The sequence below is a fragment of the Aeromonas sp. ASNIH5 genome, from assembly GCF_002902865.1.
GTDB classification, from domain to species: domain Bacteria; phylum Pseudomonadota; class Gammaproteobacteria; order Enterobacterales; family Aeromonadaceae; genus Aeromonas; species Aeromonas caviae.
In genome coordinates this window covers 4,414,958-4,432,517 of record NZ_CP026122.1, presented here as the reverse complement: position 1 = coordinate 4,432,517, position 17,560 = coordinate 4,414,958, and the positions used below count along the sequence as shown (strand labels likewise).

The window sequence follows — 17,560 nt, the reverse complement described above, 5'->3', positions numbered from 1 at the left end:
TGAATTAAAAGGGTCGGAGTGTTCCGTGGATTAATCCAGCCCGACAAGATGATTTAGTGAAAATCGCCGCTGGCCGCACACAACGCATTATTTAATTAAATAATCATCCATTTTGATAAATAAAAAATGCCGCCTCGAGGGCGGCATTTTTATCAAGGTTGAACTGAATCAAGCCTTGGCAATATCGTCCGGACCGATCTGGCCGATTTCGGCGACTTTCTTGTCAGCCAGCAGCCAGAGGGTGAACTTGTGCAGATCGGGGTGGTGGGCCAGGGCAACCAGGAAGGCGCCTCCGACTTCACGGTAACCCAGTTCATAGTTCTTCAGGGTGGTTGGGGGGACGCCCAGCAGATCGGCAAACTTGGGACGGCTCAGGCCTACCGCTTCGCGGATCTGACGGATCTTCTTGCCAACAGTTACGATATTTGAATTCATGTGTTCCATACTCCGTTCGGCGGATTGACTCCACCTTTATTTTTCGCGACGACTCGTAGTCAAGTGTATCAGTTTTGAACGGACTCGTTATGGTCGAGCCTCTATCTATAATCAGCGTCTTTCGACGACAACCCTTCACAAACCTCGGGGATGGTAATCGCTGCGTCGCCTCAGGTAAACAGTCTCGAAAAGAAACCTTTCTTGTTGCCCGGCCATCCCTCGTATAATTCGCCGGTTATTTCCAAGAGAGTCATCAACATGGCATTTCCCGGCATCATTTCCCGTCTTCATTCCGACCCGGACTCCCTCCCCCGTCAGCTCGCCCAGGGTCTGCAGACCCGGGCCGAAGCGTTCTGGTTGCCCATGGCCATGCAGGGGGACGCCACCACCGTGCTGGCGGCCCTCCCGGACAGCTGCAGCCTCTATCTTGAAGGCCAGGCGACGCTTCCCCTGCGCAGCCACGACGGCGTCGTGGCAGAAAACGGCACCCTGGCACTGGGCAATGGTCATACGATGACGCTGGCCAGGGAGAAAGGCGATGGCGGCATCGTGCCGGAAGAAAGCCTCGCCGAGATGGCCCAATGGCTGGAAGCGGGTCATCGGCACTTCATCTGCTCCACCGCCGTCCAGCCCGTGGCGCGGGCCATCCTCAACATCTGGCCTCTCGATCCCTACCTCGCCCGTCACTTCTTGCTCAGTTTCACACCCTTGCTGTGCGAAGCAACTGAGGCGGACTATCTTGCTGTCCTCTCGGTCAGGGCGGGTGACGCCACCCCGCGGCACGCTTGGGCTGAGGCTTATATGAAGCTTGAGAAGAAACTGCATCGCGCCTACTTGGATCACTAATAAATCCCAAGAAACAGCCAGTTATCCCTACGACACAATTTGCCCCATCCCTTATCTGTGAGCTTGATCATGTTTTGAAATGGGCATAAAGTGCGCCACGTCATCGGAATGACGTCGGCTGTTCGTGGCGGAGTATGCATTGTCGACAGTGCAACCCGCGCACTTGTGCACCCAGATACGTGCCTCCTGGATGGATCTAGGATCCCTGTTCGCACCAACGTCGTTGGTCGACAGAGCCAGCAGCTTACATAAATTACAAAGTGCGAAGCACGTGAACAACGTGCCATCTCAACGAGGATTATTTTATGATGAAAATGGCTCCTTCCCTGATCGCCATCGCTATGGCCACCATGGGTGCAACTGCAGCTCACGCCGCTGACGACATCTACTTCGGCGCCGGTGTTGGTGCAACTCACTTCAACGGTCTGAACAAGATCGAAGGCGTGAACGTTGGCGAAGAAGATGCGGCTGCTGCCAATGCCTTCGTTGGTTACAACTTCAACGAATACTTCGGTTCCGAGCTGGGCTACCAGTACACCGGCCGTGGCAACACCGACGGCAACCGTTACGAGAGCCAGGGTGCCACCCTGTCCGGTATCGCTCGTCTGCCGCTGGGCAACGATTTCTCCCTGTTCGGTGAAGCTGGCGCCTACTGGGGCCACACCGACGGTCTGGGCACCAGCGATACCAAAGTATCCCCGCTGGCCGGTGCCGGTGTGACCTACAAGGTCAACGACGCGCTGGATCTGCAAGCTCGCTACCGCTACATGTGGGACGTGGCTGACCTGCACGCCGACAACGTACGCTACAAGTCCAACCAGAGCGTTGCGACCCTGGAAGCCGTTTACCACCCGTTCCGTACTTCCTACGTAGCGCCTGCACCGGCCCCGGTTGTTGAAGAAGCACCGGCCCCGGCTCCGCAAATCGTTGAGAAGAACTTCGCCCTGAACTCCGACGTGCTGTTCGCCTTTGGCAAAGACAGCCTGAAGGCCGAAGGCGTGCAAGCCCTGAACGCTCTGTACCAGCAAATCGTTGAGTTCCAGCCGAAAGACGGCAACGCCGTTGTTGTTGGTTACACCGACCGTATCGGTTCCGACGCTTACAACCAGAAGCTGTCTGAAGCTCGTGCCCGCACCGTTGCCAACTTCCTGGTCAGCAAGGGTATGGCTGCCAGCAAGGTTGCCATCGAAGGTCGCGGCGAAGCCAACCCGGTCACCGGCACCAAGTGTGACGGCGTCAAGGCCAAGGCTCAGCTGATCTCCTGCCTGGCTCCGGACCGTCGCGTAGAAGTTCGCGTATCCGGCGTACAAGAAGTTCAAAAGTAATCTGACTTCGCTCAGGTAACGTAAAAAAGGGGATGCCACGGCATCCCCTTTTGCTGTCTCTCTCCTCCCCCCAGCGACACTCTCTGTCTCACCTTTTCTCCCCTTTACCCCCGTATTGCGGCCCCGCGACACCGGTGTCGGCGCTGCATATCTGTGCAGAAACTTGATCACGCTGATTCAAAAGAATACAGTAGCAACGCTTGTAAGACATTGGATGAACTATTAAAAGTGCTCAGTGCCCGGTTAGTTGTCCATGGAGAAACAGCTTCATGAGAATCCAGGTTTCCATCCATTTTTTATTCAAGCCGTCCGTGATCCGCTCACGGTGTCGCACATGAAGTGTCATCTGCGACCGGTATAACAAAGAGTGCGCAGTACGCCCATAGCACGGCAACTCAACGAGGATAAAACGATGAAAATGAAAATGGCACTAGATTGGCCCCTTGAAGATCCAGACACTTCGCCCCTCTTAATTTAAGAGGTAGTCTTGGAACTATGTTCAGTACTAGTCGCAACGAGAAAATGGTCGAAGTGTTAACAGGGGCTGAGCGCCGTCGACGCCGGACTCCGCAGGAAAAGATCTCCATCGTGCAGCAGACCTTTGAGCCCGGAATGACCGTATCTCATGTCGCTCGCTTGCACGACGTCAACGCCAACCAGCTTTTCAAATGGCGTAAACAATTCCAGGAAGGCTCTCTCACGGCGATCACCGCCGGTGAGGATGTTGTTCCAGCCTCCGAGTTGGCTGCTGCCATCAAGCAGATCCGAGAGCTCCAGCGTCTGCTCGGGAAGAAGACCATGGAGAACGAGATCCTCAAAGAAGCCGTGGAGTATGGTCGAGCAAAAAAATGGATTGCGCATGCGCCCTTGTTGCCGGGGGACGACGATTAAGTGCTGTGAGCCAGGCCCTTAATGTATCGCGTGCGCAGCTATCCGTTCGTGTTCATCGCAAACCAGGTTGGCAAGATGGTCGTCATCATCGCCAGCGTGATGATGCAGCCTTACTTGGCCGTATCATGGAGGCGATGGCAGAACTTCCCTCCTATGGCTATCGCCGGGTCTGGGCGCTGTTACGGCGTCAGTCAGAGGCAACAAGACAGCCTGTAGTAAACGCCAAACGGGTATATCGCGTCATGAGAGAGCATGGCCTGCTGCTGGAAAGAAAACCGGCTGCACCATTGGCCCAGCAGGCACATAAGGGGCGTGTTGCCGTCAAAGATAGCAATCGACGTTGGTGCTCGGATGGCTTCGAGTTTCGCTGCGATAACGGTGAAAAACTACGAGTCACGTTCGCCATGGACTGCTGCGATAGGGAGGCGTTGGACTGGGCTGCCAGCACCGGGGGTTACGACAGTGACACGGTGCAAGATGTCATGCTGAGATCTGTCGAACGACGCTTCGGGGATGCGTTGCCGGCATCACCGGTGGAGTGGCTGACTGATAATGGCTCGGCGTATCGAGCCCATGAGACCCGCGCGTTTGCACGAGAAATCGGGTTGGAGCCCAGAACGACGGCGGTGAGAAGCCCACAGAGCAACGGTATAGCGGAGAGCTTCGTGAAGACGATGAAGCGAGACTATATCGAGATGATGCCGAAACCAGATAGCCGAACAGCGGTAGGCAATTTGGCCATCGCGTTTGAGCATTATAACGAACACCACCCGCACAGCGCCTTGGGATACCGTTCACCTCGGGAATTTCTGCGCAGTCGGGTATCACAACCCTAAGCGGGAAAAAGTGTCTGGATCTATGGGGTCAAATCCAGCTTCCCGAACCCCGAGACCAAGGTCGATCTCTCCAAGAAGTTCGGCTGCACCCCGGAGCAGGCACTGCCGTTGCTGCAACTGGCCCAGGCCAAGGGGATCAAGGTGATGGGGCTGTCGTTCCACGTCGGCTCCCAGGTGCCCCACGCCCGTCGCCACGTGCAGGCCATCGACGCCTGCCGCGAGATCATGGAGCAGGCCTGGGAGCTCGGGCTCAAGCCCTGGGTGCTGGACATCGGCGGCGGCTTCCCGGTCGACTATGACGGCGGCGAGTTCGACATCGACGGTTTCTGCGCCCCGATCCGCGAGGCCCTGGCCAAGCTGCCCGCCACGGTGCAGAAGATTGCCGAGCCGGGCCGCTTCATCAGCGCGCCGGCCATGACCTCGGTCTCCAGCGTGATGGGCAAGGCCCACCGCGGCGACAAGATCTGGTACTACCTGGATGACGGTCTCTACGGCAGCTACAACGGCCAGCTCTACGACCACGTCACCTACCCGGTGAGCACGCCCTATGCCCACGGCGAACTGCACAATGCGGTGCTCTCCGGCCCCACCTGCGACAGCGTGGACGTCATCCGCGACAGCATCATGCTGCCGGATCTCGAGATCGGCGAGCTGGTGGTGGGTCGGGTGATGGGGGCCTACACCTGGGCCTCCGCCTCCACCTTCAACTTCTTCCCCAAGGCGAGCATCCTGATCCTTGACAGCGCCCAGAAGCAGAAGCTGGTTGCCGTGGCCTGAGACCAGGACCCGCGCACAAAAAAGAGGGGACGCCGCGGCGTCCCCTCTTTCATTTCATCGTCAGACTAGATGAACTGGCTCGTCAGCAGCCAGCCTGTGTAGGCGACGAAGCAGGCGAGCAGCACGCCCCCCTCCAGCCGGTTGATGCGCCCCTGCCCCTTGCGGCCCAGACACATCACCAGCAGCAACAGGGTCAGCCCCATCATGATGCTCCAGTCGCGGGAAAGCACTTCGGGCGCCACCTCGAGCGGGTGGATGCCAGCGGCGATGCCCACCACGGCCAGGGTGTTGAACAGGTTGGAACCCAGCACGTTGCCAAGGGCCAGATCGTGCTCGTTCTTGCGAATGGCGATGAGGGACGATGCCAGCTCCGGCAGGGAGGTCCCCACCGCGACTATGGTCAGGCCAATCACCAGATCGCTGATGCCAAAGCCCTGGGCGATGGTCACCGCCCCCCACACCAGCAGACGGGAAGCCCCGATCAGCAGCACCAGGCCGACGATGAGCCAGAGGATGGCGCTCTTGAGAGACATCCCCTCGGAGACGATGTCCTCCTCGGTATCCGTATCCAGCGCATCCCCCTTGCCGTTCATGCCGGCCCAGATGGACCAGCCCATCAGCACTGCGAACACGGCCCCCAGAATGGCGGCATCCATCCGGCCCAGATTGCCATCGATGAGCAGGGCGCCGGAGAGCAGGGTGATGCCGAGCAGGATGGGGATCTCCTTGCGCACCACCTGGGAGGCGACGGCGATGGGGCTGATCAGGGCGGTCAGACCCAGGATCAGGGCAATATTGGTGATGTTGGAGCCATAGGCATTGCCGAGCGCGAGCCCGGGATTGCCCTGGGAAGCCGCCAGCGCGGAGACCACCATCTCGGGGGCCGAGGTACCAAAACCGATGATCACCATGCCGATCAGCAGCGGCGGCATACCGGCGTAACGGGCGGTGGCGGCGGCGCCGTCCACGAACTTGTCGGCACTCCAGACCAGCAACGCCAGTCCGGCAATCAGGGCAACAAAAGCCAGGGTCATATTGTTCTATCTCATCCACGGCAAACACGAGAGCCAGGCAAGTTGCCTGGCTCCATCCAAACGCGGCCTCAGTGTAACGGGGCCGCTTGCTATTTCAAGGTGTAATCAAACACCGATTAATCTTTCACAGCGCCGCCAGCAGGCTCTGGGCATCCGACACCTCGAACTTGCCCGGCGCCTCCACGAAGAGCCGCTCCACCACACCGTCGTTGGCGATGAGGGCAAAACGCTGGGCCCGCACGCCGCCGAAGGCCCCGGTCTCCTTGGCAAGACCCAGTGCCCGGGTCCAGCTGCCGTCGCCGTCCGCCAGCATGGTGATGTCAGCGGCGTTCTGTGCCTCCTGCCACGCCTTCATCACGAAGGCGTCGTTGACCGACAGACAGCACAGTTCCACCCCCTTGGCCTTGAACTGATCGGCCAGCACCACGTAGCCCGGCAGGTGGGCGTTGGAGCAGGTGGGGGTGAAGGCGCCGGGCACCGCAAAGAGCACCACCCGCTTGTCGGCAAACAGGGCCTGGGTATCCTTCACCTGCTTGCCCTCGGCGGTGATAAAGGTAAATTCCCCTGCGGGCAGGGATTGACCGACCGTGATCATGATGACGCATCCTTCTGTGGTTCAAAGAGGCCCAGTCTACCCCATTCCACCAGAAGGCGAAGGGGTCCATCGAGCAGCAACAACGCGATTGGGGAGCGAACGCCTGTCGCCCCTATTTCTGGCCTGATGGCAGGCGCCTTGCCTGCCAGGTGGCGATGGCGAGCAGGGAGTCAGGCGTGAACTCGTCCGCCCGATCGGCTATCTCGCCCAGGCTCATCCAGTGCACCTCGCTCACCTCTTCGGCCTGCAGTTGCAGCGGCCCCTGATAGTGACAGCTGAACAGGCCGCCCCAGACTTGGTAGCGGCTGCCGCTCGCCTCCCCTTCGGCATAGAAGGTGCCGTAATCCTGCAGGGGCACGTCGCGGATCCCCAGCTCCTCGGCCAGCTCCCGCCGGGCGGAAAGGGCCATGGCCTCCCCCGTGGTCACCACGCCACCGGCGCAGGCATCCAGCATGCCGGGGCAAAAATCCTTGCTCGGGGTGCGCCGCTGCACCAGGATGCGCTCAGCCTCATCCAGCACCAGGATGTAGCTGGCACGATGGCGCAGGTTTTCCTGACGCACCCTGGCGCGCTCGGCCACCCCGATCACCCTGTCCTGCTCGTCTACTATGTCCACCCACTCCACGTGCGGCACCTTTGTCATGTCTGCAATGGCCGCAGTATATCGGGCCCCGGACCCGGACTCTCACTACTTTTTCAACGCCGGGGCTGCACGCCAGTCGATCACAAGACAGATTCATACAAATCTTTATCAAGTGTCACATCAGTGTCACGGTCCGTCGGCATAGTGTGCCCTGTCCAAACAACAGGGTCTCTTGCCATGAAGGTGTTCAAGCAGTGGTCTCCCCGTCGAATTGCTCGCTATATCAAGAGCTTCCATCATGGAAGCTTCATGGTTGAAGCACTGGGGCGGTTTGAGTTTCAAGGGGGGATCATCGATGTGAAGCCGTTGAGCTGTCATCAGGCGCTGAGCCTGGCCCGGCAGATCAACCTGGCCGTGCGCGATCTGCGCACCACCACCCTGTTGCCGGGCTGACATACTCCTTTCTGTCTGTCGTCGACTTCCATGTACACATTTGCCCGCCGCTCATTCGAGCGTGCGGGCTGTTTTTCTGAAGGTTGTGCCCTGCCTCAGTGCTGCAGGATCTGGGAGAGGAAGAGCTTGGTCCGATCGGACTGGGGGTTGTCAAAGAACTGATCCGGCACGTTCTCTTCGATGATTTGCCCCCGGTCCATGAAGATCACCCTGTCCGCCACCTGCTTGGCAAACCCCATCTCGTGGGTGACGCAGAGCATGGTCATCCCCTCGTGGGCCAGCTCCACCATCACATCCAGCACCTCCCGCACCATCTCGGGATCCAGCGCAGACGTCGGCTCGTCAAACAGCATGACCTGGGGATTCATGCACAGACTGCGGGCGATGGCGACCCGCTGCTGCTGGCCACCGGAGAGCTGCCCCGGATACTTGAGCGCCTGTTCGGGGATCCGCACCCGGCGCAGGAAGTTCATGGCGATCTCCTCGGCCTCCTTGCGCGGCAACTGCTTGACCCAGATGGGCGCCAGGCAACAGTTCTCCAGCACGGTCAGATGGGGGAAGAGGTTGAAGTGCTGGAACACCATGCCCACCTCCCGGCGCACCGTCTCGATGTTCTTGAGATCCGAGGTCAGGGCCGTGCCCTTGACCAGGATGTCTCCGCTCTGGTGCTCTTCCAGCCGGTTGATGCAGCGGATCATGGTGGACTTGCCCGACCCCGATGGTCCGCAGATGACGATCTTCTCCCCTCTGCCCACCTGCAGGTTGATGTTGCGCAGCACGTGAAACTCACCGTACCACTTGTTGACCTCTTTCAGTTCGACAACTGCGTCCGTTTTCATATCAGAACGACTCCTAATGCTTGTGGCCCGTGTTGAGTTTGCGCTCCAGATAGATGGAGTAGCGGGACATGCCAAAACAGAACATCCAGAAGATCATGGCGATAAAGACATAAGCTTCGGTGGAATACCCCAGCCAGGCCGGATCCGCCAGGGCCACCTTGGAGATGGCCAGCAGATCGAACAGCCCGATGATCAGCACCAGGCTGGTGTCCTTGAACAGGGAAATAAAGGTGTTCACCAGGGAAGGAATGGTGATCTTGAGGGCCTGGGGCATGATGATGAGGCCCATCACCTTCCAGTAGGAGAGCCCGAGGGCATCCCCCGCCTCATATTGCCCCTTGGGGATCGCCTGCAGCCCCCCTCTCACCACCTCGGCCACATAGGCCGCCTGGAACAGGATGATGCCGATGAGCGCCCGCAGCAGCTTGTCGAGCTCCACCTCGGTACTCATGAACAGTGGCAGCATGACGGACGCCATGAAGAGCACAGTAATGAGCGGCACCGCCCGCCAGAACTCGATGTAGACGGTACAGAGGCTGGAGATGACCGGCATGTGGGAGCGACGCCCCAGTGCCAGCAGGATGCCGAACGGCAGTGCTACGACTATGCCCACCACCGCCAGCACCAGGGTGAGCATCAGCCCGCCCCAGCGGTTCGTTTCCACCACCTCCAGCCCCGCTCCCCCATGGATGAGGAAGAAGGCGATGACAGGGAACACCAGCAGGGTGAAGAGCGCCAGCCACCCCTTGCGCGGGGTCTTTGGCCAGATGAGCAGGGCCAGCAGCGCCGCCAGACCGGCGAAGGTCAGGTTGATGCGCCAGTACTGATCAGCCGGGTAGAAGCCATAGAGATACTGCCCCAGCCGGCTCTCGATGAAGATCCAGCAGGCACCGCCCTGGACGCAGGCCTCGCGGCTGCTCCCCTGCCAGGTGGCCGAGAACAGCGCCCAGTCCAGTGCAGACCAGATGAGTGGCAGCAACAGATAGGCCAGCACCAGGGTCAGCAGGCCGTTCCACCAGTTGGGGAAAAGGTTCTGCCTGATCCAGGCGAGCGGCCCCCGACGGTGGTTGGGAGGCGGCAGCGCCTCCTGCAATTCATTCACGAACATGACAGCTCCCTAGCGCTCAACCAGCGTCATTCTGCGGTTGTAGATGTTCATCAGCACCGAGGTGGTGATACTGATGACGAGATAGACCCCCATGGTCATGGCGATGACCTCGATGGCCTGCCCTGTCTGGTTGAGAGTCGTCCCCATGAACACCGAGACCAGATCCGGGTAGCCGATGGCGGTCGCCAGGGAGGAGTTCTTGGTGAGGTTCAGATACTGGCTGGTCAAGGGAGGAATGATGACCCGCATGGCCTGGGGAATGATCACCAGCCGCAGCGTCTTGGTGGGCGAGAGCCCGAGGGCGGAAGCCGCCTCCGTCTGCCCCTTGCTGATGGCCAGGATGCCGGATCGCACTATCTCGGCGATGAAGGCCGCCGTATAGATGGTGAGCGCCAGCAAGAGGGCCGCGAGCTCCGGCAACACCGTCAGCCCGCCCCGGAAGTTGAACCCTTGCAGCGCAGGCACGCTCCAGCTGAGCGGGCTGCCCGCCAGCAGGAAGGTGATCCCCGGGAGCAGCATGACCAGGGCGGCCACACAGCGCCAGAACGGGAAGATCCTGCCGGTCAGGGCCTGACGGCGGCGAGCCCAGCGGCCCAGCCCCCAGCTCAGCAGCACCGCGAGCACCAGTGCCCAGAGCACGTAGCCGAATCCCTCTTCGAACAGGGGCTTGGGCAGATAGAAGCCCCGCACGTTGAGGAAGGCGAGCCCGCCAATATCCACGCTCTGACGCGGGGAAGGCAGGGTACGCAGCACCGAGAAATACCAGAAGAAGATCTGCAGCAGCAGCGGGATGTTGCGAAACGTCTCTATGTAGACGGCCGCTATCTTGGCCACCAGCCAGTTGCGCGACAGGCGCGCGACCCCGAGTGCGAACCCGAGCAGGGTGGCAAACAGGATGCCGAGCACGGAGACCAGCAGGGTGTTGAGCAGACCCACCACGAAGGTGCGACCGAAGGTATAGGTCTCGTCGTAGGGGATGAGGCTCTGCAAGATGCCGAAACCGGCCGTGTTGCCCAGAAAATCAAAGCCTGTGGTGATGCCACGGGTGGCCAGATTGGTCAGGGCATTGTTGACGATGTAGAACAGAAACCCGATAACCGCCGCGATGGCCAGGCACTGGAAGAGCAGCGCCCGCACCTTGGCGTCATACCACCAGCGGCCCTGTTCTTTCCTATGGTTTGATGCGTGTAACGCCATGAGGATGACTCCGACAAAGCCAGGGAAAACATGGGGGGCCAGGCCCCCCGGTGACTGTCGACTCAGCGGATGGGTGGCGCGTACATCAGACCGCCCTTGTTCCAGAGGGCATTGATGCCGCGATCAATCTTGAGGGGGGAACCGGCACCGACGTTGCGATCGAAGGATTCACCGTAGTTGCCGACCTGTTTGACGATGTTGTAGGCCCATTTGTCATCCAGCCCCAGCACAGTCCCTTTGGGCTCTTCCAGCCCCAGCAGGCGACGGATGTCAGGGTTGGTGGACTTGAGCATCTCGTCCACGTTGGCACTGGTGACCCCGGCCTCCTCGGCATTGAGCATGGCGTTGAGGCTCCAGCGCACCACCTTGAACCACTGATCGTCACCCTGACGCACGGCTGGGCCCAGCGGCTCCTTGGAGATGACCTCCGGCAGCACCACGGCTTCCTCTGGCTTGGTGAGCTTGATCTTGAGGGCATAGAGCTGGGACTGATCCGAGGTCAGCACGTCACAGCGGCCGGCTTCGAAGCCCTTGACGGTCTGATCCGAGGTATCGAACACCACTGGGGTGTACTTCATGCCGCCATTGGCGCGGAAATAGTCGGCCAGGTTGAGCTCGGTGGTGGTACCGGACTGGATACAGACGGCGGCACCGTCAAGCTCCTTGGCGCTCTTGACCCCGAGGGACTGCTTGACCAGGAACCCCTGCCCGTCGTAGTAGTTCACCCCGGCGAACGTGAGGCCCAGCGACCCATCCCGGGTCAGGGTCCAGGTGGTGTTGCGCGAGAGCAGATCCACCTCCCCGGACTGCAGGGCAGTAAAGCGCTCCTTGGCGGTGAGGGAGACATACTTGACCTTGCTGGCGTCCCCCAGTACCGCGGCGGCCACGGCGCGGCACACGTCCACGTCGAGCCCGGTCCAGGTTCCCTTGGCATCCGGGTTGGAGAACCCGGGCAGGCCGTCACCGACCCCGCACTGCACGAATCCCTTCTTCTTGACGGCATCCAGCGTACCGTCCGCCCACGCATTGGCTGCCATCAGCGACAGCGCCATCACCATACCTGCCTTGTGTATCTGCTTCATGTCACTCTTCCCTGTGGTTTGATTCGAACAGGCATCAAAATCTAGCGAGATGCCATCGTTTCCCTGCTTTTTGGCAGCTTATCCAGCCGCAGAAAAACCTGTCAATCGGTGCAATCCGGCCCAACCATGGTGCAACAGAACAAAATATCTGAACGGGGGAATATGCACTCTCAGAATCAAAAGTAGACCCTTATTTGCCAAATAGCCTGCTGCTTAAAACCCTTCTTGGCATGAGGATTATTTTTCGAAAATAAATCGGCTGCACCGCATTGGGGCAGCCATTTCTGCTGACAACTGACTCATCAGATTCGGTTTTATGCCAAAAGCACCAGAGTGAGGCAGCATGACCCCATATGGAAAAATGGCGATAACAGGCAGGGAAAAGAAACAGAAAAAGAGGTAAAAGGCGGGGAAATGGCGACCTTATCTCCCGCAGGCTGGGCTTCAGAAAACCAGGAGGTCATCCTCCCCGTGGACCATCCGCAATGTCGGTGATCACGCCGTTTTCGACGGTGACAAACTGCATGAATTCCCGCTTGCCGAAGTTGTAGGTCCAGCGCTCGGCATACTTGACCGTCACTCTCGCCCCGAAGCCGTTCTCCTCGAAGCGGGTGAGATCTTCCTTGAGCATCGGCTGGCCGCAGCGAACCAGCAGCTCTGCCGTGGTGTCTCCCTCGGTCAGCAAGGCGTTCTTGCAACGCAGGGTACCTGCCTGCACAGGCAAGGCCGCCACCAGCAACAACCACAGAACAGGTTTCATTTTGCACTCCATTTGAACAGCATGGCTCCCAGCGAGATGCACACCAGGGCGAACACCATGACCTGACCCAGAGGGCCTGCCACCTCCTGCCATCCCGCCCCTTCCAGCATCACGGCGCGGGCTGCTTCGATGATCTGGCTGAGGGGCAGCCTGGCCGCAAGCTGCTGCAGCCAGGCGGGCGCGCCTTCCAGCGAGAACCAGACACCGGATAAAAACATCATGGGCAAGCTGATGAGATTGAGCAAACCGCTCGCCAGCTCCTCGTTCTGCAGGCGAGCGGCGATGAGCAGGCCAAGGGAGGCCATGGCCGTTCCTCCCGCCAGAGCGATCACCAGCAGCAGCCACCCCGGCCCGATGAGGGGCACATCCAGCAGCCAGTAGGCCGCGCAGAAGACCAGCAGGCTCACCACCAGGGTGATCAGCACCCGTGACAGCAACTGGGCGAAGAGAAACTCCAGCGCGCCGAGCGGCGTGGCTCGCAGCCGTTTCAGCACCCCGTTCTTGCGATAACGCACGATGACAAACCCGACCCCGAACAGGCCGGAGAACATCAGGTTCATGCCGATCACCCCGGGCAGCAGCCAGTCGCCGTAGCGAATGGCGCGCCCGCTCAGGGTCTCTCTTTGCAAGGGCCCCTGCACCGCCTGGCGCAGCAGATACTCGGCCATGGCCCCCTGAGGGGCGTCCGGATTTATCCAGTAACGCCCCCCGGCGGGTGAGAGCAGCAGGTCCAGCTGATGGTGACGGACCTTGAGCTGGCCTCTCGACGCCTCGTCATAGGGGATGATCTTGAGCAGCGGCACGGCGCGCAGCGGGGCATAGGTTGCGGGCAGTGCCCCCACCACCCCGATCTGCACCAGCGGCTTGGGCGGGCCGGAGAAGATAAGGGAGAAGCCTATGACCAGCAGGAGCGGGAAAAGCAGGTTCCACACCAGGGCCGCGCGATCGCGTATAAACTCGAGAGTGCGGGCATAGAAGAGCGCCCCGATGCGCTTGAGGGATCCCTTCATCGTCCACTCCCGGGATTGCATGTCGGCAAGGCGTACCGCAGCCCGGGGGCCACGGTCAGACAGAACTTGGTCATCCCTCTCATGCGCCGCTCCGCAGGCTGTGGCCGGTCAGATTCAGGAAGAGATCTTCCAGATTGGGGGAGCGCACCTGCATGCCGGTGAGCGGCACACCAAGATCCAGCAAGGCTGGCAGCAGGGTCGCCACGTCGGGGCAACAGAGCTCCACCTGATCGCCGACCGGACGCAGGGGATAGCCGAGCCCAGCCAGGGCCGGGTGCCCCCCAAGGCGCACCAGCACGCCGTCGAAGTGTTGCGCCAGCAAGGCAGCCGGCGTATCCAGACTGAGCAGGTGGCCGTGATCGACGATGGCAATCAGATCGCACAGCTGCTGCGCTTCGTCCATGTAGTGGGTGGTGAGCACCACCGTCTTGCCCTGGGCCTTGATCGCCTCTATTCGCTGCCAGAAGTGGTGGCGCGCCTGGGGATCCAGTCCTGTGGTGGGCTCATCCAGAAACAGCAGTTCGGGATCCCCGAGCAGGGCCAGAGCCAGCAGCAGGCGCTGACGCTGGCCCCCCGAGAGCTTGCGACTGTCCCTGTCGATGAACTCGCCCAAGGCGCACAGATCGATGAGCAGCTCCCGTGGCAAGGGATTGGGGTAGAGGCTGGCGAACAGGCGCAGGGTATCGCGCACCGTCAGGAAATCCTGCAGCGCCGTGTGCTGGAACTGGATGCCGATGCGGGAGCGATAATCCGGGCCGCGCGGGGCGCCGTGAAACAGGATCCGGCCGCTGTCCGGGGTAAGGATCCCCTCCAGCAACTCAATGGTCGTGGTCTTGCCCGCCCCGTTCGGGCCGAGCAGGCCGAAACAGCTGCCGGCGGGAATGGCAAAGCTGAGCCCGTCCACCGCCTTGACGCCGGGGAAGTGCTTGACGAGATCGACGACCTCGATGATGGCTGCCATGGCGTGTCTCCCTCACATGGCCGGAATGGACGACGCTCTGACTATATCCAAATCCCCGCCGAAGGCACATGGCCCGTTTGGGCGGTCCAAAAACAAACGGCGACCTCAGGGTCGCCGTTTGCATCACGCCAGCCGGATCACAGGATGTCCAGCAGCTCCACTTCGAATACCAGAGCGGAGTACGGCGGGATGGAGCCGGCGCCACGGGCACCGTAGGCCAGATCCTGCGGAATGTAGAGCTTCCACTTGGAGCCAACCGGCATCATCTGCAGCGCTTCCACCCAACCGGCGATCACGCCGGTCACCGGGAACTCGGCCGGTTGGCCGCGCGCAACGGAGCTGTCGAACACGCCACCGTGGGTGAAGGTACCGTGGTAGTGCACGCGCACGGACTGACCGGCAACCGGCACGGCGCCATTGCCTTCGACCATGACTTCATATTGCAGACCGGAGTCGGTGGTCTTCACTTCGGCGCGCTTGGCGTTGTCGGCCAGGAAGGCTTCGCCTTCGGCGGCAGCGGCCTTGGCGGCCGCTTCCTGCTCTTCCTGCATGCGGGCGGTGATCACCTGGAAGGCATCGTTGATATCGTCACGGCTGACCGCGAACTCCAGGCCGTTCAGGGCATCAGCCAGACCTTGTTGCAGGGCCGGAATATCCAGACCGGCGAAGGCTTGCTGAGCCAGTTGGTCGCCCATGTTGCGGCCGATGCCGTAGCTGGCCTTCTGTTCGATAGAGTCGTATTGGGACATTGAGAGATTGCTCCGGGTCCTGATGGTAAAAGAGACGGGATGATAACAGACTTTTTTGCACCGTGCTGCCAAGACGCCCCTCAATTGCCCGCCGGTGGGAGACGCCTCACATCGGCCCCCTCATCCCCGTCCCTTCTCCCGCAAGGGGAGAAGGGAGCAAAACAGAGCACCATACCGCCGCACGGCCTGTATCAGGCCCTGTCCAGCAACGCCCGCACCGCTGCGACCTTGGCGCCGTCGGTGATGTTGACCCGGCCATCGTCCGAGGTGCCCATGTTGTCGTCACAGAGAGAGGCACCATGGCGCCGCACGGTCTGCATCAGGCCCTGTCCAGCAGAGCCCTCACCGCCGCGACCTTGGCGCCGTCGGTGATGTTGACCCGGCCATCGTCCGAGGTGCCCATGTTGACACCATGGGGTACCATGCCGCCGCGCCAGCCCATGCCGGACATGTGCACTTCATTGACGCCGGTGAATTCGATGATGGTGCGCACGTTGTCGGCGTTGACCCCGGCCCCCGGCATCAGGCTGGCCCGTCCCGCCAGCGCCTGGTGCATGGCCTGCAGGGTTTCGAGTCCCGCCAGCGCGGTCGGCGCATGGCCGGAGCTCAGAATGCGCTCGCAACCCGCCGCGACGATCGTCTCGAGATCCAGCCGCCAGTCGGAGGAGAGATCGATGGCCCGGTGGAAGGTGACGCCGAGCGGCCCCGCCGCCTCGACCAGTTGCCGGAGCTTGCCTTCGGGTACCCGTCCATCTTCATCCAGCAGACCGACCACCACCCCTTGCAGGCCGGCGGCACGGGCGGCGGCGATATCCAAGAGCATCATCTCGAACTCGCCGTCGTTGAAGCAAAAATCTCCGGCGCGTGGACGGATCATGGCGTACACCGGCACAGTGGCGTGGCGGGCAGCCAGCTGCATGAAACCATAGGAGGGAGTCAGGCCACCCAGCCCCAGCGCAGAGCAGAGCTCGATGCGATCTGCGCCGGCCGCCTGGGCGGTGAACAGGGATTCGAGGTTGTCGATACAGATTTCAAGACGGGTCATGATGACTCCTTGTTCGGGGAGATCAGACCCTCTGTCCGATCTCACAGATTGAGCAGGGCTGCACCGCGCACACCGCCGGCACCACCGAAGCGGGCCTCGCGGATCGCCGGCAGGGCGACACCGGGCAGCAGGTGGCCGGGCAGACGTTTGGGCAACTCCTCATAGAGGGCTGGCAGGGCGCTCAGGCCGCCCCCCAGCACCACCACATCGGGATCAACCACCGAGATGGCGGTGGCGAGGCCGGCGGCGATGATCTCGAGCCAGCAGTCGATGGTCGAGAGGGCCGCCGCCTCACGGGCATCGGCACGGGCGACGATCTGGTGGCCGCTCACCCGTTCCCCATGAACATGGTGGTATAGCCGCTCCAGGCCCGTGCCCGACGCATAGGTTTCGAAACAGACCAGGCGCCCGCAGCCACAGCGGGGACGGGGCAAATCCGGGTATTTCATCAGGATGGTGGCAGGCAGCGGGTAGTGACCTATCTCCCCCGCCAGCCAGTTGCGCCCCTGGATGAGCTTGCCCGCCAGGTAGACGGCGCCGCCGATGCCGGTGCCTATGGTGACGCCGAGGGCGCTGCCAGCACCGTCTGCGGCCCCCTGATGCACTTCCGACCAGAGGAAACAGTTGGCGTCATTGTCGACCTTGACCGGTCGGCCCAGCAGTTCGGCCAGATCCGCCCCCAGATGGCGGCCATGGATGGCGGGCAGGTTGGCCGCCACTATGCTCCCGTCGAGGCGATTGAGGATCCCCGGAAACCCGATGCCGACGGCCCCTTTCACCCCGAAGCGCGCATCCGCCGCCTCGACCCGCTCGCGGATCAGCTGCTGCAACCCTTCGTAATCATTGCCGGGAGTGCTCATGCGCTCCTCGTGACAGAGATTCAAGGCGCCGTCATACACAGCGAACGCTATCTTGGTGCCGCCAATGTCAAATCCGTAGTACATGCCACACTCCCTTGCGGTGGACCCGGCCACCTCAGTCTGTCCAGATGGGGCACATTGTATTAATTCGCAAAAAAAATAAAGTGACCGAGG

The 17,560-nt window shown here is 61.0% G+C and carries 18 protein-coding genes and 2 pseudogenes; 5 read left to right on the top strand and 15 right to left on the bottom strand.

The genetic code is table 11. The features are described 5' to 3' along the window. Positions 1-168: 168 nt before the first annotated feature. Positions 169-435: a helix-turn-helix domain-containing protein gene (locus C2U30_RS20950; protein WP_010673503.1), complete on the bottom strand. Its 267-nt coding sequence runs from the start codon at positions 433-435 to the stop codon at positions 169-171. Positions 436-693: 258 nt separating this feature from the next. Between C2U30_RS20950 and C2U30_RS20945 the strand changes: the two genes are divergently transcribed. The 4 genes and pseudogenes from C2U30_RS20945 to C2U30_RS20930 form a co-directional block, all read left to right on the top strand. After that, the gene (locus C2U30_RS20945) at positions 694-1,281 is read left to right on the top strand and encodes a hypothetical protein (protein ID WP_103244459.1); all 588 of its coding nucleotides are present in this window, start codon (positions 694-696) and stop codon (positions 1,279-1,281) included. Between the two features lie 305 nt (positions 1,282-1,586). Then, positions 1,587-2,606 carry a porin OmpA gene (ompA, locus tag C2U30_RS20940; RefSeq protein WP_010673501.1) on the top strand — a complete coding sequence of 340 codons (1,020 nt, stop codon included), beginning with the start codon at positions 1,587-1,589 and terminating at the stop codon, positions 2,604-2,606. A 522-nt stretch (positions 2,607-3,128) separates the two neighbouring features. Further along, positions 3,129-4,333 (top strand): IS3 family transposase gene (locus tag C2U30_RS20935; RefSeq protein WP_103243716.1). Its coding sequence is split into 2 segments (ribosomal slippage): positions 3,129-3,447 and positions 3,447-4,333, totalling 1,206 coding nucleotides; the frame shifts between segments, so codons are not numbered across the junction. 27 nt (positions 4,334-4,360) lie between these two features. Continuing rightward, positions 4,361-5,110, top strand: a pseudogene (locus C2U30_RS20930) (type III PLP-dependent enzyme); the annotation flags it as partial. 65 nt (positions 5,111-5,175) lie between these two features. On the opposite strand, the gene C2U30_RS20925 reads toward C2U30_RS20930, so the two are convergent. From C2U30_RS20925 to yfcD, 3 genes are all read right to left on the bottom strand, one after another. Then, a complete protein-coding gene (locus C2U30_RS20925) occupies positions 5,176-6,144 on the bottom strand; it encodes a calcium/sodium antiporter (RefSeq protein WP_010673489.1) in 969 nt (322 codons plus the stop codon). Between the two features lie 124 nt (positions 6,145-6,268). Beyond that, positions 6,269-6,739, bottom strand: coding sequence for a peroxiredoxin (locus tag C2U30_RS20920; RefSeq protein WP_043152381.1), 471 nt, complete (start codon positions 6,737-6,739; stop codon positions 6,269-6,271). Between the two features lie 112 nt (positions 6,740-6,851). Continuing rightward, a complete protein-coding gene (yfcD, locus tag C2U30_RS20915) occupies positions 6,852-7,382 on the bottom strand; it encodes an NUDIX hydrolase YfcD (protein ID WP_103244458.1) in 531 nt (176 codons plus the stop codon). A 177-nt stretch (positions 7,383-7,559) separates the two neighbouring features. Between yfcD and C2U30_RS20910 the strand changes: the two genes are divergently transcribed. Continuing rightward, entirely contained in the window at positions 7,560-7,775 is a 216-nt protein-coding gene (locus C2U30_RS20910; protein ID WP_010673486.1) for a DUF1107 family protein, read from the top strand. 95 nt (positions 7,776-7,870) lie between these two features. Here C2U30_RS20910 and C2U30_RS20905 read toward each other — a convergent pair whose 3' ends face one another. The 11 genes and pseudogenes from C2U30_RS20905 to C2U30_RS20855 form a co-directional block, all read right to left on the bottom strand. After that, complete coding sequence (locus C2U30_RS20905) at positions 7,871-8,614, bottom strand: amino acid ABC transporter ATP-binding protein (RefSeq protein ID WP_010673485.1); 744 nt, start codon at positions 8,612-8,614, stop codon at positions 7,871-7,873. A gap of 13 nt (positions 8,615-8,627) precedes the next feature. After that, complete coding sequence (locus C2U30_RS20900; protein WP_010673484.1) at positions 8,628-9,722, bottom strand: amino acid ABC transporter permease; 1,095 nt, start codon at positions 9,720-9,722, stop codon at positions 8,628-8,630. Between the two features lie 9 nt (positions 9,723-9,731). Further along, positions 9,732-10,919, bottom strand: a complete 1,188-nt coding sequence (locus C2U30_RS20895) for an amino acid ABC transporter permease (RefSeq protein ID WP_048208147.1) — start codon at positions 10,917-10,919, stop codon at positions 9,732-9,734. A 62-nt stretch (positions 10,920-10,981) separates the two neighbouring features. Then, positions 10,982-12,001, bottom strand: coding sequence for an amino acid ABC transporter substrate-binding protein (locus C2U30_RS20890; RefSeq protein ID WP_010673482.1), 1,020 nt, complete (start codon positions 11,999-12,001; stop codon positions 10,982-10,984). Positions 12,002-12,461: 460 nt separating this feature from the next. Continuing rightward, entirely contained in the window at positions 12,462-12,773 is a 312-nt protein-coding gene (locus C2U30_RS20885; protein WP_029313965.1) for a DUF2845 domain-containing protein, read from the bottom strand. Continuing rightward, complete coding sequence (locus C2U30_RS20880; protein WP_103244457.1) at positions 12,758-13,771, bottom strand: ABC transporter permease; 1,014 nt, start codon at positions 13,769-13,771, stop codon at positions 12,758-12,760. Before C2U30_RS20880 ends, C2U30_RS20885 begins: the two co-directional genes overlap by 16 nt. A gap of 79 nt (positions 13,772-13,850) precedes the next feature. Next, positions 13,851-14,732, bottom strand: coding sequence for an ABC transporter ATP-binding protein (locus tag C2U30_RS20875; protein ID WP_045523520.1), 882 nt, complete (start codon positions 14,730-14,732; stop codon positions 13,851-13,853). 137 nt (positions 14,733-14,869) lie between these two features. Next, positions 14,870-15,481: an FKBP-type peptidyl-prolyl cis-trans isomerase gene (locus C2U30_RS20870; protein ID WP_010673478.1), complete on the bottom strand. Its 612-nt coding sequence runs from the start codon at positions 15,479-15,481 to the stop codon at positions 14,870-14,872. 191 nt (positions 15,482-15,672) lie between these two features. Then, positions 15,673-15,759: pseudogene (locus C2U30_RS20865) on the bottom strand (copper homeostasis protein CutC); the annotation flags it as partial. A gap of 41 nt (positions 15,760-15,800) precedes the next feature. After that, positions 15,801-16,526, bottom strand: a complete 726-nt coding sequence (locus C2U30_RS20860) for a copper homeostasis protein CutC (RefSeq protein ID WP_043152365.1) — start codon at positions 16,524-16,526, stop codon at positions 15,801-15,803. A gap of 41 nt (positions 16,527-16,567) precedes the next feature. Beyond that, positions 16,568-17,470, bottom strand: coding sequence for an ROK family protein (locus tag C2U30_RS20855; RefSeq protein WP_103244456.1), 903 nt, complete (start codon positions 17,468-17,470; stop codon positions 16,568-16,570). Between the last annotated feature and the right edge of the window lie 90 nt (positions 17,471-17,560).

Bases quoted from the DNA above. Each gene is read 5' to 3' on its own strand.
- C2U30_RS20945 (WP_103244459.1), top strand. From the start codon at position 694: ATGGCATTTCCCGGCATCATTTCCCGTCTTCATTCCGACCCGGACTCC.
- C2U30_RS20920 (WP_043152381.1), bottom strand. From the start codon at position 6,739: ATGATCACGGTCGGTCAATCCCTGCCCGCAGGGGAATTTACCTTTATC.
- C2U30_RS20860 (WP_043152365.1), bottom strand. From the start codon at position 16,526: ATGACCCGTCTTGAAATCTGTATCGACAACCTCGAATCCCTGTTCACC.
- yfcD (WP_103244458.1), bottom strand. From the start codon at position 7,382: ATGACAAAGGTGCCGCACGTGGAGTGGGTGGACATAGTAGACGAGCAG.
- C2U30_RS20900 (WP_010673484.1), bottom strand. From the start codon at position 9,722: ATGTTCGTGAATGAATTGCAGGAGGCGCTGCCGCCTCCCAACCACCGT.
- C2U30_RS20895 (WP_048208147.1), bottom strand. From the start codon at position 10,919: ATGGCGTTACACGCATCAAACCATAGGAAAGAACAGGGCCGCTGGTGG.
- C2U30_RS20885 (WP_029313965.1), bottom strand. From the start codon at position 12,773: ATGGAGTGCAAAATGAAACCTGTTCTGTGGTTGTTGCTGGTGGCGGCC.
- C2U30_RS20890 (WP_010673482.1), bottom strand. From the start codon at position 12,001: ATGAAGCAGATACACAAGGCAGGTATGGTGATGGCGCTGTCGCTGATG.
- C2U30_RS20880 (WP_103244457.1), bottom strand. From the start codon at position 13,771: ATGAAGGGATCCCTCAAGCGCATCGGGGCGCTCTTCTATGCCCGCACT.
- C2U30_RS20870 (WP_010673478.1), bottom strand. From the start codon at position 15,481: ATGTCCCAATACGACTCTATCGAACAGAAGGCCAGCTACGGCATCGGC.
- ompA (WP_010673501.1), top strand. From the start codon at position 1,587: ATGATGAAAATGGCTCCTTCCCTGATCGCCATCGCTATGGCCACCATG.
- C2U30_RS20925 (WP_010673489.1), bottom strand. From the start codon at position 6,144: ATGACCCTGGCTTTTGTTGCCCTGATTGCCGGACTGGCGTTGCTGGTC.
- C2U30_RS20875 (WP_045523520.1), bottom strand. From the start codon at position 14,732: ATGGCAGCCATCATCGAGGTCGTCGATCTCGTCAAGCACTTCCCCGGC.
- C2U30_RS20910 (WP_010673486.1), top strand. From the start codon at position 7,560: ATGAAGGTGTTCAAGCAGTGGTCTCCCCGTCGAATTGCTCGCTATATC.
- C2U30_RS20905 (WP_010673485.1), bottom strand. From the start codon at position 8,614: ATGAAAACGGACGCAGTTGTCGAACTGAAAGAGGTCAACAAGTGGTAC.
- C2U30_RS20950 (WP_010673503.1), bottom strand. From the start codon at position 435: ATGAATTCAAATATCGTAACTGTTGGCAAGAAGATCCGTCAGATCCGC.
- C2U30_RS20855 (WP_103244456.1), bottom strand. From the start codon at position 17,470: ATGTACTACGGATTTGACATTGGCGGCACCAAGATAGCGTTCGCTGTG.